A 14,794-nucleotide genomic window follows, 5' to 3' on the forward strand; every position below is an offset into this window, starting at 1 on the left:
CTCCCCCACCAACAGGAGAAGCCACGATGCCCATACGCCGTAAGGTCGCCTTCGCCATCGTTGTCGGGTCGCCGCTGGTGTTCACGGCGTTGACCGCGACCCCGGCCAACGCGCACGGTTCCCTGCGGAACCCGGTGAGCCGGGTGCTCGCCTGCTACCAGGAGGGCCCGGAGCACCCGATGTCAGCGGCCTGCCAGGCGGCGGTGCAGGTCGGCGGTACCCAGGCGCTCTACGACTGGAACGGGGTGCGGATCGGTGACGCGGGCGGCCGCAGCAAGCAGATCATCCCGGACGGGAAGCTGTGCAGCGCTGGCGCCGACGAGTTCAAGGGGCTGGACCTGGCGCGCGCCGACTGGCCCGCGACTCCCATGAACAGCGGCTCGTTCACGTTCTCCTACCGGGCGACGGCCGCGCACAAGGGCACCTTCGCCTTGTACATCACCAAGGACGGATACGACCCCGGCAAGCCGCTGAAGTGGTCGGACCTGGAGTCGCAGCCGTTCGCCACGGCCACCAACCCGCCGCCGGCCAACGGCAGTTACACCTTCTCCGGCAAGGTGCCGCAGCGGACCGGGCACCATCTCATCTACAGCATCTGGCAGCGCTCTGACAGTCCGGAAGCCTTCTACACCTGCTCGGACGTGGTCTTCGGCGGCGGCCGGCAGGGCGGTGGGACGGGTTCCCCGGCGCCAACGGCTTCCGCGCCCAGCGACAGCCAGCTGGCCGCGGGCGCCGCCAGGTCCTCGATGAAGGACATGCCGGGCATGCGCCCGGCCGCCGTCAACCAGCCCGGTCCGGACGGCTCCGCGGCGCCGTTGAACGCCAAGTCCCTTGCCGAGACGGGCGGTTCCGGCAGTACGGTGCCGCTGGCCATCGGCGGCGCCGCCGTCATCGCGGTCGGCTCCGCGATCCTGATGACCAGCGCTCGCCGCAGGGCCAGCGCCGGAGGCCGGCGCCGCTGATGGCGGTGCCGGCCTGCGACGGGGATGTCTGACGCACCTGTGGTTCACACGTGGTTCATGACAGACAGGTCGTGTGGGTGGCGTGCTCGGGGTCGAGGGCGTTGGCCGTCTCGTGGTACGCCACCCGGTCCACCAGGCCGATGGTCACATGCTCGGAGATGTCGAGCGGGCACAGGTCCTGTACCACGACGTTGTGCACGTCGGGCCCGTTGAGGAACTGCGAGGTGTACGGAGTGACGACCTCGTCGTACCTGGTCGCGATCACGGTGTAGTGGACCCCGGGGACGGTGTCCCCGCCCTCGTTGAGCTTCTCGATGAACGGCGACCCGGCCACCTGGTCGGACAGCCCGGGTGCCGCATGCTGCAACGCCTCGGCCGCGCCGGGGAAGTACGGCAGTAGCTTGGTCAGCCCGTCGAGGGTGGTCCCGTGGTTGGAGGGAGCGATGCCGACCAGGGTGTTCACCTTGTCGGCGCCGCCGAGGAACTTCAGGTAGTAACGCGGCATCATGCCGCCCTGGGAGTGGCCGACCAGGTCCACCTTGTCCGCACCGGTGGCCGCCAGCACCTTGTCGACCTCGCCGGACAGTTGCTGGGCCGAGTCGGCGATCGGGCCCAGGCCGTCGAAGATCGGCACGCCGGGTAGTTGTCCGTAGTCGAAGGAGAAGACGCAGTACCCGCGGTTCACCAGGTAGGGGGCGAGGGCGAGCCAGTTGTCGGTTCCGTTGCCGAGAGTGCCGTGTACGAGGACGACAGGCCGCGGGTGGGCTGCCGACGGTTGGCAGTTGTAGTTGTTCCATCCGCTGCTCGGGGCGGTGTCCGCCACCGCGGGTGTCGCGACGGCCGTGGCCGCGGCGAGCGCCAGTGCGGAGATGAGGCCGACAGTCCGGCTCCGTCGCTTCAGGGGCAGCTTCAACGTGGTCTCCTCACAATTCAGGCAGGGCTGAGGGGAGCGGCTCTCCGAGTTGCTGCCTTGTGATCCGGACCACAAGATGCTGTGTGAATCTCAAGTTACGGGCAAGTAACAACACTCGCTAGTTTCACGCAGGTAAAGAATTGGCCAGGGCTTAGCGGAAGTGACACCACCACATAGGCCACTTACGCCACCCCGAGCACCGCCGCCGGACCGACCACGCCCGCGCCGAAGCGGGCCCGGGCTCGGTCGGTGACCTCCTCGATCCGGCGGGCCCGGTCGTCGCCCGGGTCCAAGGTGAGCTGGTGGGCGGCGAGTTCGGCGTCCGCGAGGCCTTCGGCGCGCAGCGCGACCGCCCGTACCCGCGCACGCTGCAGCCCGAGCGACGCGTACATCCGGTACGCGGTGTCGGTGAGCGCCGCGGTGTGCCCGGTCGGCTCCGGCAGGGCACGGGTACGGGTGGTGGCCGACCGGTCGGCGTAACGGACGGTGAGGGCGAGGGAGCGGGCGACCTGGCCCGCACCGCGTAGCCGCGCGCCCAGCTCGTCGGTGAGCGACAGCAGCGCGCGGCGGTGCCGTACCGGGTCCAACTCATCGCGGTCGAAGCGCCGTTCGCCTCCGATGGAACGGGCCGGTGCGTTCGGCGTGACCGGCGTCGGATCGATACCGCGGGCCCGCTCGTACATCCGCCGCCCGGCGCTCGCGCCGAGGATCCGCTGCAGGGTGCCGAGCGGCACGGCGGCTATCCGGCCGACGGTGTCCAGGCCGTAGTCGCCGAGCAGCCGCGCGGTGGCGGGGCCGACGCCGTGCAGGGCGGCGGCGGGCTTACGGGCGAGGAAGGCGGCGATCGCGTCCGGCGCGGCGGGCAGCGTACGGACCGCGCCCGGCGGACCGTCGTGCGCGACCATCCGGGCCAGCACCGGGTTGGCGGCGACGCCGACGGTGCAGTCGACACCGTAGCGGGCCAGCGCCCGCACCCTGATCAGCGCGGCCAACTCCTCGGCCGTACGCCCGAAGTACCGCAGGCTGCCCCGGACATCGGCGAGCGCGGCATCGGGCGGCAGCGCCTCCACCACCGGAGTGATCTCACCGAGCAGGGCGAGCAGCCACCCGTACGCCTCCTCCCCGAGGGTGTCGGAGTGGAAGTGCGCGTACAGCACATGCGGTGCGGGGGCCGCTTCCGGTGCGGGTACGAGCGTGAGCTGCCGCCCGCCGCCGGGCGCCCCGAACGGTTCGGCGTAGCGGGTGACGGCATCGCTCACCTGACGTCGTGTCATCCCGCGCTCCCCGGGCTGGAGTGCCACAGCTTGCGGCCGGTGGCGGCGCCTTCGCCGGGCGGCTGCAGGTCGGCCCACGGGTGGAGCTGGTAGCCGGTGGGCAGGTGGAGACGGCGGCCGCCGGAACCGTCCGTGTCGTCCGGCGGTCCGTCCGGCGCCGCCAGTCGCGCCGCGACCGCGTCCAGCCCGCCTTCCCGGCGCAGTTCGGCCAGTTCCCCGAGGTTCCACGCGGCGGCGCCGACCACACTGAGGCTGCGCGGACCGCGCCGCTGCACCACTCCTCGCACCAGCAGCAGCCAGGAGTGGAAGACGGTGTGCGCGCAGGCGGCGTGGCTGTCGTCGAAGAAGGCGAGGTCGACCAGGCCGGTGCCGTCGTCGAGGGTGGTGAAGATGACCCGGCGGCCGGAGCGGATCGGCGGGGTCTGGGTGGCCGCCTTCGCCCCGGCCACCAGGACGGTCTCGCCGTGCCGTACCCCGCTCAGCCGGTTCGCCGGGACCACGCCCAACTCCCCCAGGAACGCGCGGTGGTCGTCCATCAGGTGCCGGGAGGCGTCCATGCCGAGCACACCGAGTTCGGCACCCAGCCGCTCGTCGTCGTCCATGTCGGGCAGCCCGGCCGAGACCCCGCCCCCCGTGGACTCCCCGACGGGCAGTGGGAGTTGGCCGTCGTGCGCGGACGCCTTGCGGCCACGGTGCAGTTCGGCGGTCTGCAGCAGCAGATCCCGCCGGTTCGCGCCGAAGGCGTCCAACGCGCCGACCCTGACCAGCCGTTCGGCGATCGGGCGGCTGGGGCGCCCCCGCTGCCAGAGGTCCGAGAGCGAGGCGTACGGCTGTCCGGCGACCAGCCGGGCGGCCTCCTCCCCGCTGATGCCGTGCACCTCGGAGAGGGCCAACCGCAAACCCCACTCGCCAGACACCAGTTCGATTCGATAATCCGTACCGGACCGGTTGACGTCCAACGGCAGCACCGGCACCCCGTGCCGCCGTGCGTCGGCGAGCAGCAACCGCTTGGGGTACATACCGGGATCATGGGTGAGCACTCCGGCGTAGAAGGCCGCCGGATGGTGGGCCTTGAGCCAGGCCGACTGATAGGTCGGCACGGCGAAGGCGACCGCGTGCGCCTTGCAGAAGCCGTAGGAGCCGAAGGCTTCGAGGATCTCCCAGGTGTGCCTGATGACCTCCGGCGGGTAGTCACGTCCGCGCGCCCGCGCCGCGAACCACGCCCGTACCCGCCCCTGCAGATCGGGGACGGACAACGCGCGCCGCTTCTCGTCGGCTTCGTCCCGGGCGCAGCCGGTCATGATCCGGATGATCTCGATCACTTGCTCGTGGAAGACGACAACTCCGTATGTCTCGCTCAGCACTTCCACCAGGTCGGGGTGCGGATAGCGGGGCTGCTTGCGGCCGTGCCTGGCCTCGATGAACGGGCGCACCATGTCAGCGGCCACCGGGCCCGGCCGGAAGAGCGAGATGTCGACCACGAGGTCGTGGAAGGTGCTGGGTTGCAGACGGCCGATCAGGTCGCGCTGGCCCGGCGACTCGATCTGGAAGCAGCCGAGCGTCTCGCTGGACCTGATCAGCTCAAAGGTCGCACGGTCACCCGGCGGCACGGCGTCCAGATCGATCCGCTCTCCCGAGGCGCGCTCCACCTCCTTCAGCGCGTGCGCCATCGCGGACTGCATCCGCACTCCCAGCACATCGAGCTTGAGCAGTCCGAGTTCCTCCACGTCGTCCTTGTCGAACTGCGACATCGGGAAGCCCTCGCCGCTGGTCGGCATGACCGGGGTGCGGTCCAGCAGTCCGGCGTCGGAGAGCAGCACCCCGCACGGGTGCATGGCGACCCCGCGCGGCAGTCCGTCCAGCGCCTCGACCAGCTCCCACATCCGTCCGTACCGGTCCGCGTCGATCCCCCGCAGCTCGGGCAGCTCGGCGAGCGCGGCGCGGGCGTCACGTGCCCGGATGTGCGGGAAGGACTTCGCCAGCCGGTCGGTCTCCACCGGGTCCACACCGAGGGCGGCGCCCACATCCCGTACGGCGTGCCGGACCCGGTAGGTCTCGGGCATGGCGACGGTCGCGACGCGTTCGGCGCCGAAGCGGTCGAAGATCGTCCGGTAGACCTCAAGCCGCCGGGCGGACTCCACGTCGATGTCGATGTCGGGGAGCGTGGTCCGGCGGTCCGACAGGAAGCGCTCCATCAGCAGATCGTGCTCGACGGGGTCGGCGCCCGCGATCCCCAGCAGATGGTTGACCAGGCAGGACGCGCCCGAGCCGCGCGCCGCGACCCGGATGCCGAGGGCCCGGGTGTCGTCGACGACCCGGGCGACGGTGAGGAAGTACCCGGCGTAGCCCAGTCGTTCGATGATGCCCAGCTCGTGTTCCAGCCGGTTCCAGCGCTCGCGGCTGCGGTCGTACCCCCTGACCACCATGGCGGCGGCGCACCGGGACCGCAGCACCCGGTCGGCGCTGCGGGTACGGGCCCCGACCAGCCCCGGTTCGGGGAGGTGCACCCGGCCCATGCCGAGGTCGTCGGCCGGATCGACGACACATTCCGCGGCGGTACGCGCCGTCTCGTCCAGCAGCCGGTACGCGACCGCGCGCCGGAATCCGGCGGCCTCGGCCACCCGCTCGGCGATCCTGACCATGGAGCCGGTGTCCTTGAGCCAGCGCTCTCCGGTGTCCAGCGACTCCTGCTTGCGCGCGTCGATGGGTACCAGCAGGCGCGCCGCGTCCAGCACGTCCGCGACCTCGCCCTGGCCGGGGTCGGCGTACCGCACGGCGTTGCTCAGCACCGGCCGCACCCCCTGCTCGGCGGCGAAGCCGAGGACGCGGGCGGCCAGCCGCAGCGAGCCGGGGCCGGTGCCGTGCCGCCCGTAGTACGCGGCCTCCAGGCGCAGCGCGTCCCCGTACATCTCGCGCCAGGGCGCGAGCAGCCGCGCGGCCCGGTCGGGTCGCCCGGCGGCCAGTTCCCGGCCGACCTCGGAGTCGGCGCCCAGCAGTACGGTGACTCCTTCGGCCCCTACACCGGTCAGGTCCTCCCAGGTCAGCCGGGGGAGACCGGTGGCGCGGTGCGCTGCCGAGACCAGTCGGCACAGCGCGGCCCAACCGGCCGCCCTGTCACGGGCGAGGAAGATCGCGCGCGGCGCCGACTCGTCGATGAAGGCACCGCCCCGGACCGGCGAGGGCCGCCGCGGCGCGGCGTCCCTGGACGCCCGCTCCGGTACGGCGAGCCCCGCCCCGAAGACCGGCCGCACCCCCGCTTTCCGGCACGCACCGGCGAAACGCACCGCTCCGGCAACGGTGTCCCGGTCGGTCAGCGCGAGCGCGTCCATCCCCCGCTCGGCGGCACACTCGGCCAGCCGCTCCGGATGGCTGGCCCCGTACCGCATCGAGAAGCCGGAGAGGGCATGCAGGTGTGTAAAGCCCGACATACACACCTCCCGCTTCCCACGCGTCCCCTCCCCTTCGATCCGTCTCTCGGACCTCCTCAGCTCCACCTTAAACCAGGTTTCGAATATTCGTTCGAACATGATGTAACGGTGTTCTTGGGGCGCGAAACGGGGCAGTATGTCCGATTCACATCAGCCGATGACCGCGGCGAAAACGCCGTCCCCGGTGATCCGACGGCTAGCATCTCCGCCACCGTCCCGTCCCCGACCGCGGAGTGCTCGGCTGTGCCTCAGCCTCGACTGGGCGTTGCCATCCTGACGATGGGAAGCCGCCCGAAGGGGTTGAACGCCCTCCTGGAGTCGGTGGCCCAACAGGACGTGCGCTCCTCACGCTGCTGCGCAGCCGGTCCCTGGCGGGCTTGCGGGCATGGACCGGCGGATTCATCGAGGGCGTCCGCACCCCCTGCGGCCGGCGCCGCCCCATGCGCTGGCGCACGGTGTGGTGGATGACCAGGCTGGGGCGGCCGCCGGTGGTGTGACACGCCCGGACGGCAGCCGTCGATGTCACAGCCGCGTGATGTGATCTGTCGAGGCGAAGACGTTCGGGCGGAAGTGGCGGGAGCGCGTTGCGGTGACGGAGCGAACGAGCGGTGTACGGGTGCGGATCGAGCCCTGGGCGGATGGCGATCTCGAACTGTTGCGGCGCCTCAACGCGCCGGAGATGACGGAGCATCTGGGCGGACCGGAGACCGAGGAGCAGGTGCTCGCGCGGCACGCGCGGTACGTGGACATCGCCGGGACGGGGACCGGGCGGATGTTCCGGATCGTGCTGCTGCCGCAGGGCGAGGTGGTCGGGAGCGTGGGGTACTGGGAACGGGCGTGGCGGGAGGAGACCGTGTACGAGACGGGCTGGGGAGTCCTGCCGCCCTTCCAGCGCAGGGGCATCGCCGCGGCCGCGGTGGCGGCGGCCGTGACCAGTGCTCAGGCGGAGCGGGCGCATCGGCACCTGCACGCGTTCCCGTCCATCGACAATCCGGCGTCGAACGCGCTGTGCCGCAAGCTCGGATTCTCGTTGCTGGGCGAGTGCGACTTCGAGTATCCGCCGGGCAGCCCCATGCGGTGCAACGACTGGCGTCTGGAACTCACCGCCGGGTGACCGCGTTCCCTGGGCCGCGGTGAGGGCGGCGACCAGTGGCCACGGCAGGCCCAGCCGACCGCCTTCCCGTTGGCCGACTGAACCGTCGCGCGGAACCGCCACCGGCCCGTCCACGTCCCGATGACCATGAACGCGATGACGGACATCAGACCCGCGACGACCGCCGATCTCGACGCGATGGTCGATGTGCACACCCAGGCACGCACCGCCTACTACCGGGCGGGCGGGTTAGCGGAGGCGGAACTGACCGACCCGGTCGAGCGGGCGGAACGGTTTGCCGGATGGCGGCGGGCGATCAGCGGCGAGGGCCTCGTCACGTTGTGCGCGGTGCGCGACGGCGCGGTGGTGGGCGTGCTGTCAATGGGGCCGCCGCATGAGCAGGACGCTGAACCCGGTTCCGTCGGCGAGCTGTACCAGATCCATGTCCGGCCCGGCAGTTGGGGGTTGGGCATCGGCGGCCGGTTGCACGCGGCGTATGTCACGGCGCTGCGGGACGCGTCCGTGCCGTACGGCAGGCTCAGCGTCTGGGAGCGCAACGACCGCGCCCGGGGGTTCTACGCCCGCCACGGCTGGCGGCCGGACGGGCATCACACGCCCGGCCCGGGCGGCGCGGACTATCTACGGATGCGGCTCGCCGTCCGCGGCATCGGCGGCTGACTCCCGGCTCTCCTCCTTCTCCCACAGCGGATGCTCGCGGCGCGCCCAGGCGCGCGCCACCCAGCCGGTGCGCAGACCCCGGCGCGCCTCCGGGTCGCGCGACGCCATCCACAGATGGCCCGCGACCAGCACGCCGATCACCAGCGCCAGCCAGTCGTGGACGAAGGTGGCCCCGGTACGCCACAGCAGCGGGGTGAGATGGGTGAACCACATGATCAGGCCGGTCCCGAGCATCACCAGCACCGCGCCCGCGACGAAGGCCGCGTACAGCTTCTGTCCGGCGTTGAACTTGCCCGCCGGGGCCGGGCGGGGCACCGTCCGGTAGCGCAGTGCGGCGCTCAGCCAGCGCCGGTCGTGTGTGCCGAAACGGTTCAGGCGGCGCAGGTCGGCGCGGAAGGCCCGGGAGACCAGACCGGCCAGCAGCGGCAGCGGAAGCAGCAGCCCGGACCACTCGTGCACGGTCACCAACAGCCTGCGGCGGCCGACCAGTTCGGCGAGCGCGGGCAGGTACAGGAAGGCGGCGGTGAGCAGCGCGATGCCCATCAGTACGGCCGTGGTGCGGTGGATCCAGCGCTCGGCGGTGGTGAAGCGGCGCAGCGCCGTCTCGGTGGCGGGCGGTTCAAGACGTAGGGGCATCGTCGCGTCCGTTCGACCTGCCCACCCATGCGTCCACGTCGTACCCGTAGTGCTCCCAGTAGCCGGGCTGCACATGGTCGGTGACGGTGATCCCGGAGAGCCACTTGGCGGACTTGTAGAAGTACATGGGCGCGGCGTACAGCCGTACCGGGCCGCCGTGGGCGGCGGTCACCGGTTTGTCGTCCATCTCGTAGGCGATCAGCATGTCCGGGCGTCGGGCCTGGTCCAGGGTCAGGCTCTCGCTGTACACGCCGTCGAAGCAGGTGAAGCTGAGCGCCTTCGCCTCTGGCCGGACACCGACCACCGCCAGCAGATCGGCGAGCCGGACTCCGGTGAACGCGTAGTGCGGCACCCGCCAGCCGGTCACGCACTGCACATCCCGTACCAGCCGGGTGGGCCGCATGGCCTTCAGCTGCGCCAGAGTGTAGGTGGTCGGGCGGTCCACCAGGCCGTCCACCGTCAGCCGGTAGTCGGTGTCCGAGCGGTGCGGCACCGAGGCAGCCACCGAGTAGAAGCGGAAGCCCTGGCCGCCGGGCAGCAGCCCGGACAGACCGGTCGGGTCCTTGGCCGTGACGGAGGCCAGGAAGCCGTCGAGCCCGTTCTGCAGGTATCCCCCCGCGGCCACCCCCGCCGCACCGAGCCCGAGCATGCCGAGCACCACCCGCCGACCGACGGGGGCGCCGGTGCCGTCCTTCCTCATACTCCGATTCGACCACCAGTACCCGCACGGTGACCAGCGGGAACGGCCGTCGCCGGGAAGTCGTCAGGGATTCGTAAGGTTCCCCTGGGCGATCGTGCGGTTCCCGTCGTCCACGCTGTCCGCGAAACGTCGAAGACCGCCCGCACAGGGTGCGTACGGACGGCCTTCGACGCGTGGGGGGATCACGAAGGTACGAAAGGGTGGTACGGGCCTACCGGTGGGCTACGGGATCGACGCCCCCTCGGCGTTCAGCGCCGCCGGCACCGGCTGGAAGAACGTCTCGCCACCGGAGGTGCAGTCACCGCTGCCGCCGGAGGTCAGACCGAGGGCCGCGTCAGCGTCGAACAGGGCACCGCCGCTGTCGCCCGGCTCGGCGCAGACGTTGGTGTCGATCAGGCCGGAGACCGTGCCTTCCGAGTAGTTGACGGTGGCGTCGAGGCCGGTGACCGATCCGCCGTGCAGCCCGGAGGTGCTGCCGCTGCGCTGTACCTGCTCGCCGACCGTCGCGTCGGCGGCATGGGTGATCGCCTGCTGGTTGCCGTCGTAGGTGTCGACCGCGCTGGTGTGGTCGCTGTTCGGGTCGTCGTACTGGACCAGCGCGTAGTCCGTGCCGGGGAACTGCGAGTCGACGGTCTGGCCGACCTCGGAGCCGCCCTGGGAGTCCGACCAGGTGTTGGAGGCGTTGCCGCAGTGGCCCGCGGTCAGGAAGAACGGGGCGCCGTTCTTGGTGACGTTGAAGCCGAGCGAGCAGCGCACACCGCTGCCCCAGATGGCGTCGCCGCTCAGGATGTACGGCTTGAACTGGGACTTCGCCTGCTTGAACACCACCTTGTCGCCGAGCGACTTGACGGCCTTGTTAAGTCTGTCCCGTTTGGCTCCGGTGACGGTGGGATCCGCGGTGACCACCACCTTGTCGCTGCGCGGGTCCACCGACCACGCGGTGCCGGGTATGCGGGCCTGCTTGCCCAAGGTGACGGTGGCGGCGTGCAGTTGGGCGGTCGAGTACCTGACGGTCCTGGCCATGGCACCGGCGCCGCGCACACTGCTCGCGTCCGACGGGTCGATGACGTTGACGACGAGCCGCTTGGCCTGTGCGTCGTAGTACGAGCCGGCCGCACGGTCGCCCAGGTGCGAGGCGAGGGTGGATGCGAGCTTGACGGCGGTGGCCTGGTTCAGGCTCGCCGGGGCGGCGTTGGCGGTGGTGGCCGCGTTGGCGTTGGGCAGCAGGATGGCGCTGGCCGCGAGTGCGGCGGCGCCCGCGCCTGCGAGGGCGATGCGTCGGGTGGGGATACGCCGGTGCCTCAACTCGGTACCTCCAGTGGGGGTTGGGCCCGCCCGTTGGTCGGGCCCGGAGGGAAAGCAGGGGTGAGACGTGTGCATGCCAATCGGCGCCGACGAGTATTCCGATAGCACTTAGCCGCACGCAAGGCCCAATTCCGGTCTTGCGTGCGGCTGGAATCCCCCGCCTTGGATGCACCGTTCGCCCCTGGCGCCCGATTTAGGCGCGCGAAAGCCCCACCCCGACTACCGCGAACCGGCCACCTATGAAGAAGCTGTGAGAATCATGTGAGAGTAAGCGCTGTCCTGTTACCGCCGATCGCGTCCGGTTAACGGTCACTAATCGGCTACCGGGTCCGACTTCCCGTCCTCGGCGACGGATCCGACACCGGGTTCGCCATCGCTGAACCGGACCTCGGGCAGCTCGTCCTCCGGCAGTTCACCATCTGACAGCTCGACGTGGGGCGCCTCCGCAGACGGTTCCACACCGGGCGGTTCACCGGTGATCTCATCCGCGGCGGACCGCTCGGGCGTCATCACGGGCGGCCCGGCCGATGCCGGGGCGGACGCCGCGGCAGTCTCCGCGGGAGCGGCATCGAGCTGCGGGTTCTGCGCTGACCGCTCAAGGAAGCGCAGCAACTCCACCGGGAAGGGCAGCACCAGCGTGGAGTTCTTCTCGGCGGCGACCGCCGTCACCGTCTGCAGCAGCCGCAGTTGGAGCGCGGCCGGTTGGGCGCCCATCACCGCGGCCGCCTGCGCGAGCTTCTTCGACGCCTGCAGTTCCGCGTCCGCGTTGATCACGCGGGCCCGCCGGTCCCGGGCCGCCTCGGCCTGCCGGGCCATCGACCGCTTCATCGTCTCGGGCAGCGAGACGTCCTTGATCTCCACCCGGTCGATCTGGATGCCCCAGCCGAGCGCCGGGCTGTCGATCATCAGCGCCAGGCCCTCGTTGAGCTTCTCCCGGTTGGAGAGCAGATCGTCCAGATCGCTCTTGCCGATGATCGACCGCAGCGAGGTCTGCGCCACCTGAAGCACCGCGAAGCGGTAGTCCTCGACCTGGATGATGGCGTCGGCGGGATGGACGACCTTGAAGTACACCACCGCGTCGACCCGCACCGTCACGTTGTCCCGGGTGATGCCCTCCTGGGCCGGGATGGGCATCGTCACGATCTGCAGATTGACCTTGCGCAGCCGGTCGATGATCGGCACGATCATGGTGAATCCAGGACCGCGCAACTTCTCCTGCGCATGTCCGAGCCGGAACAGCACCCCGCGCTCGAACTGCTGGACAACACGGGCGCCCGCCAGGAAGTACACCACGCCGAAAGCCAGCACCGCCGACACCAAGTCCACGACCATCACGGCCCCCTGCCGTCGCCATCAGCACACCGCGGGCATCGTGAGATGTCCTCTTACCTCACGGTACGCCTCGCGGCCACAGCCGTCAGCGGGACGCACGGCGCAACCGGTCGGCTACCTCCCGTAGTCGGGCCGCGAGCTCCGGTGGCTGATGGACCTCGAAGTCCACGCCGAACAGCCCGATGTAGACGGCGAGCGCGTCCAGCGAGTCGAATCCGGTACGCAGCACGCATGTCTGCTCGTCGACCGCCTCGACGGTGGCGAAGCCCGAGGAGGTGTAACGGGCGACGGTCTGCACCGGGGCGCGCAGCGTCACCACCGCCTGGTAGCGGTACGCGGCCGAGGTCACCCCGCGCGCCACGTACGCCGCCGCGTCCACAGGGGGCTTGCGCGGTGTGAATCGCGGGCCGGTCGGCGCCTTGGGCTCGATGCGGTCGGCGCGGAAGGTCCGCCAGTCGGCGCGGTCGACGTCCCAGCCGAGCAGATACCAGCGCCGGGCGTGCTGGACCAGGCGGTACGGCTCGACCACCCGGCGGCTGGCGGCGCCCTGGTGGCTTCGGTAGTCGAAGCGGAGCCGCTCGTGATCGCGGCAGGCGACGCCGATGGCGGTCAGCACCTCCTGGTCGACGCTCGGCCCGGAGAGGTCCGGCGAGACCGCGACCGCCCGGGTCGCCTGCACTCGGTGCCGTAGCCGGGACGGCAGCACCTGCTCCAGCTTGGCCAGCGCCCGCAGCGAGGTCTCCTCGATCCCGGCCACCGTGCCACCCGCGCCCAGCCGCAGGCAGAGCGCCACCGCCACCGCCTCCTCGTCGTCGAGCAGCAGCGGGGGAAGCTCCGCTCCGGCACCGAGCCGGTAACCGCCCGCCGTGCCCGAGGTGGCGTGCACCGGGTATCCGAGTCCGCGCAGCCGTTCCACGTCCCTGCGCACCGTCCGCGCGGTCACGCCCAGCCGCTCCGCGAGCTCCGGCCCCGTCCAGTCACGCCGGGTCTGCAGCAGGGACAGCAGTCGCAACAGTCGGGCCGAGGTCTCCAGCATGGGCCCCATGCTGTCATCCGGCGTTCCGCCGGCACCGCCCCCAAGGTCCTGGACCTCTTCCTCACCACAGGCGCGCGTTCCTCACCACAGGCGCGCGCCAGTCGGACGACCGCTGGTCCGCGCCGCCTTGGTCACCCGCCATCGCGGCGGCGAGCGGACTCCACCGCCGCGACGACCGGCCCGCCGACCGCGAGGTCCCTCCGCATGGGCCCATGCGGAGGGACCGGCGGCGGTCAGCCGATGCTCACCCCGTAGTGGTAGAGCGCTTCGGTGACCGGTTGGTAGAAGGTCGTACCGCCCAGCAGGCAGTTGCCGCTGCCACCGGACGTCAGCCCCACCGCGGTGTCACCGGAGTAGAGGGCGCCGCCGCTGTCGCCGGGCTCGGCGCAGACGTTGGTCTGGATGAGCCCGGAGACGACATCGCCGTTGCCGTAGTCGACGGTGGCGTTCAGCCCGGTGACCCGACCGCTGTGGACGCCACTGGTACTGCCCCGTCGCGTGACCGGTTCACCGACGTACGCGTCGGCGGACCTGGTGACGGTCTGGCCTTCGGCCGAACTCCGGTGGGACAGCATGGAGTTGGCGTATCGCACCAGGGCGTAGTCCCGGCCCGGGAAGGTGTAGTCCACGGTGGAGCCGACCGACTTGGCCTGCCCGGGGTCGGCGTACCAGTTGGCGGCGACCTGGCCGCAGTGGCCCGCGGTGAGGAAGTAGCGCGTGCCGCCCTTGTGGACGTTGAAGCCCACAGAGCAGCGGTAGCCGCCGCCGTAGATGGCGTCGCCGCCGGAGAGCAGCCGGTCGAAACGCCCGTCGACCCGCTCCACCCGGACCGCGTCGCCGTACCGGGTGGCGGTGGCACGCAGCGCGGCGAGCTGCGCGGGGTTCACCGTACGGTCGGCGCTGACCACGAGTTGGTCGCGCACCGGATCCTGGGCCCAGGCGGTGCCCGGGATGTCGAGGGACCGCATGTGCGACCCCACCGCGTCCAGTTGTGCGGCGCTGTGTCTGACCAGCCGGGGCAGGGCGCCGGTGGCTCGTACCGAACGAGCGGCGGCGTCGGAGGTGACGTTGACGACGGTGGCTTTGTCAGCGGTGTCGTAGTACGAGCCGGCGGTCGCGGCGCTGCCGAGCGTGTTGGCGAGGGCGGCCACGGAGGCCGGTATGGCCGAGGCCTCGGGGGTGGTGTCGGCGGTGTTCGCGGTGGGTAGGGCGATCACTCCGGCGGCCAGGAGTCCGCAGGTGACGGCCGTGACGAGGACGCGTCTTTCGAGTCGGGGGCGGTGGTGGACGGTGCGGCGGTCTTGGACGCTGCGCTTGATCCTCACTCATGCCTCCTGTGCGGTGGAGAGCGCTGTCGCGGAGTATCCGGGCGGCCCAACTCCCACACAAGGGAGCCTTTTCGGACACGTCACCTCATGTCCGCCCGCCCGAAATGGG

At 71.2% G+C, this 14,794-nt stretch carries 12 protein-coding genes and 1 pseudogene; 4 read left to right on the top strand and 9 right to left on the bottom strand.

Going from position 1 to position 14,794, the window contains the following annotated elements; genetic code table 11:
• Window positions 1-26: 26 nt before the first annotated feature.
• The gene (locus P2L57_RS12220) at window positions 27-962 is read left to right on the top strand and encodes a lytic polysaccharide monooxygenase auxiliary activity family 9 protein (protein WP_275812654.1); all 936 of its coding nucleotides are present in this window, start codon (window positions 27-29) and stop codon (window positions 960-962) included.
• 55 nt (window positions 963-1,017) lie between these two features.
• Here the strand turns inward: P2L57_RS12220 and P2L57_RS12225 are convergent, their stop codons facing one another.
• The 3 genes from P2L57_RS12225 to P2L57_RS12235 all read right to left on the bottom strand — a co-directional run bounded on the left by P2L57_RS12225 (window position 1,018) and on the right by P2L57_RS12235 (window position 6,577).
• Window positions 1,018-1,875: an esterase/lipase family protein gene (locus P2L57_RS12225; RefSeq protein ID WP_275812657.1), complete on the bottom strand. Its 858-nt coding sequence runs from the start codon at window positions 1,873-1,875 to the stop codon at window positions 1,018-1,020.
• 182 nt (window positions 1,876-2,057) lie between these two features.
• Window positions 2,058-3,149 carry a DNA polymerase Y family protein gene (locus P2L57_RS12230; protein WP_275812660.1) on the bottom strand — a complete coding sequence of 364 codons (1,092 nt, stop codon included), beginning with the start codon at window positions 3,147-3,149 and terminating at the stop codon, window positions 2,058-2,060.
• Window positions 3,146-6,577, bottom strand: a complete 3,432-nt coding sequence (locus P2L57_RS12235; protein WP_275812663.1) for a DNA polymerase III subunit alpha — start codon at window positions 6,575-6,577, stop codon at window positions 3,146-3,148. Before P2L57_RS12235 ends, P2L57_RS12230 begins: the two co-directional genes overlap by 4 nt.
• A 341-nt stretch (window positions 6,578-6,918) precedes the next feature.
• On the opposite strand from P2L57_RS12235, the pseudogene P2L57_RS12240 reads away from it, so the two are divergent.
• The 3 genes and pseudogenes from P2L57_RS12240 to P2L57_RS12250 form a co-directional block, all read left to right on the top strand.
• A pseudogene (locus P2L57_RS12240) lies at window positions 6,919-7,074 on the top strand (glycosyltransferase family 2 protein); the annotation flags it as partial.
• Between the two features lie 92 nt (window positions 7,075-7,166).
• Complete coding sequence (locus P2L57_RS12245) at window positions 7,167-7,691, top strand: GNAT family N-acetyltransferase (RefSeq protein ID WP_275812666.1); 525 nt, start codon at window positions 7,167-7,169, stop codon at window positions 7,689-7,691.
• Window positions 7,692-7,826: 135 nt separating this feature from the next.
• Complete coding sequence (locus P2L57_RS12250) at window positions 7,827-8,348, top strand: GNAT family N-acetyltransferase (RefSeq protein ID WP_275812668.1); 522 nt, start codon at window positions 7,827-7,829, stop codon at window positions 8,346-8,348.
• On the opposite strand, the gene P2L57_RS12255 is transcribed toward P2L57_RS12250, so the two are convergent.
• The 6 genes from P2L57_RS12255 to P2L57_RS12280 all read right to left on the bottom strand — a co-directional run bounded on the left by P2L57_RS12255 (window position 8,310) and on the right by P2L57_RS12280 (window position 14,682).
• Complete coding sequence (locus tag P2L57_RS12255) at window positions 8,310-8,984, bottom strand: cytochrome b/b6 domain-containing protein (protein WP_275812671.1); 675 nt, start codon at window positions 8,982-8,984, stop codon at window positions 8,310-8,312. The two genes, P2L57_RS12250 and P2L57_RS12255, sit on opposite strands and share 39 nt — an antisense overlap.
• Window positions 8,968-9,684, bottom strand: a complete 717-nt coding sequence (locus P2L57_RS12260; RefSeq protein WP_275812674.1) for a molybdopterin-dependent oxidoreductase — start codon at window positions 9,682-9,684, stop codon at window positions 8,968-8,970. The genes P2L57_RS12255 and P2L57_RS12260 overlap by 17 nt, the downstream gene beginning before the upstream one ends.
• Before the next feature lie 222 nt (window positions 9,685-9,906).
• The gene (locus P2L57_RS12265) at window positions 9,907-10,989 is read right to left on the bottom strand and encodes a S1 family peptidase (protein ID WP_275812677.1); all 1,083 of its coding nucleotides are present in this window, start codon (window positions 10,987-10,989) and stop codon (window positions 9,907-9,909) included.
• 312 nt (window positions 10,990-11,301) lie between these two features.
• Window positions 11,302-12,321 carry a slipin family protein gene (locus P2L57_RS12270; protein WP_275812680.1) on the bottom strand — a complete coding sequence of 340 codons (1,020 nt, stop codon included), beginning with the start codon at window positions 12,319-12,321 and terminating at the stop codon, window positions 11,302-11,304.
• Between the two features lie 85 nt (window positions 12,322-12,406).
• Entirely contained in the window at window positions 12,407-13,357 is a 951-nt protein-coding gene (locus P2L57_RS12275) for a helix-turn-helix transcriptional regulator (RefSeq protein WP_275812682.1), read from the bottom strand.
• Window positions 13,358-13,590: 233 nt separating this feature from the next.
• Window positions 13,591-14,682 (bottom strand): S1 family peptidase, encoded by a 1,092-nt coding sequence (locus P2L57_RS12280; protein WP_275812685.1) that lies wholly within the window; start codon window positions 14,680-14,682, stop codon window positions 13,591-13,593.
• Window positions 14,683-14,794: the final 112 nt, after the last annotated feature.

Origin of the sequence: Streptantibioticus ferralitis, assembly GCF_029223525.1 — a bacterium.
Classification (GTDB): domain Bacteria; phylum Actinomycetota; class Actinomycetes; order Streptomycetales; family Streptomycetaceae; genus Streptantibioticus_A; species Streptantibioticus_A ferralitis.

Excerpts from the sequence above, each read along its gene's own strand:
- P2L57_RS12270 (WP_275812680.1), bottom strand. The coding sequence starts at position 12,321 with ATGGTCGTGGACTTGGTGTCGGCGGTGCTGGCTTTCGGCGTGGTGTAC.
- P2L57_RS12250 (WP_275812668.1), top strand. The coding sequence starts at position 7,827 with ATGACGGACATCAGACCCGCGACGACCGCCGATCTCGACGCGATGGTC.
- P2L57_RS12275 (WP_275812682.1), bottom strand. The coding sequence starts at position 13,357 with ATGCTGGAGACCTCGGCCCGACTGTTGCGACTGCTGTCCCTGCTGCAG.
- P2L57_RS12220 (WP_275812654.1), top strand. The coding sequence starts at position 27 with ATGCCCATACGCCGTAAGGTCGCCTTCGCCATCGTTGTCGGGTCGCCG.
- P2L57_RS12260 (WP_275812674.1), bottom strand. The coding sequence starts at position 9,684 with ATGAGGAAGGACGGCACCGGCGCCCCCGTCGGTCGGCGGGTGGTGCTC.
- P2L57_RS12235 (WP_275812663.1), bottom strand. The coding sequence starts at position 6,577 with ATGTCGGGCTTTACACACCTGCATGCCCTCTCCGGCTTCTCGATGCGG.
- P2L57_RS12230 (WP_275812660.1), bottom strand. The coding sequence starts at position 3,149 with ATGACACGACGTCAGGTGAGCGATGCCGTCACCCGCTACGCCGAACCG.
- P2L57_RS12255 (WP_275812671.1), bottom strand. The coding sequence starts at position 8,984 with ATGCCCCTACGTCTTGAACCGCCCGCCACCGAGACGGCGCTGCGCCGC.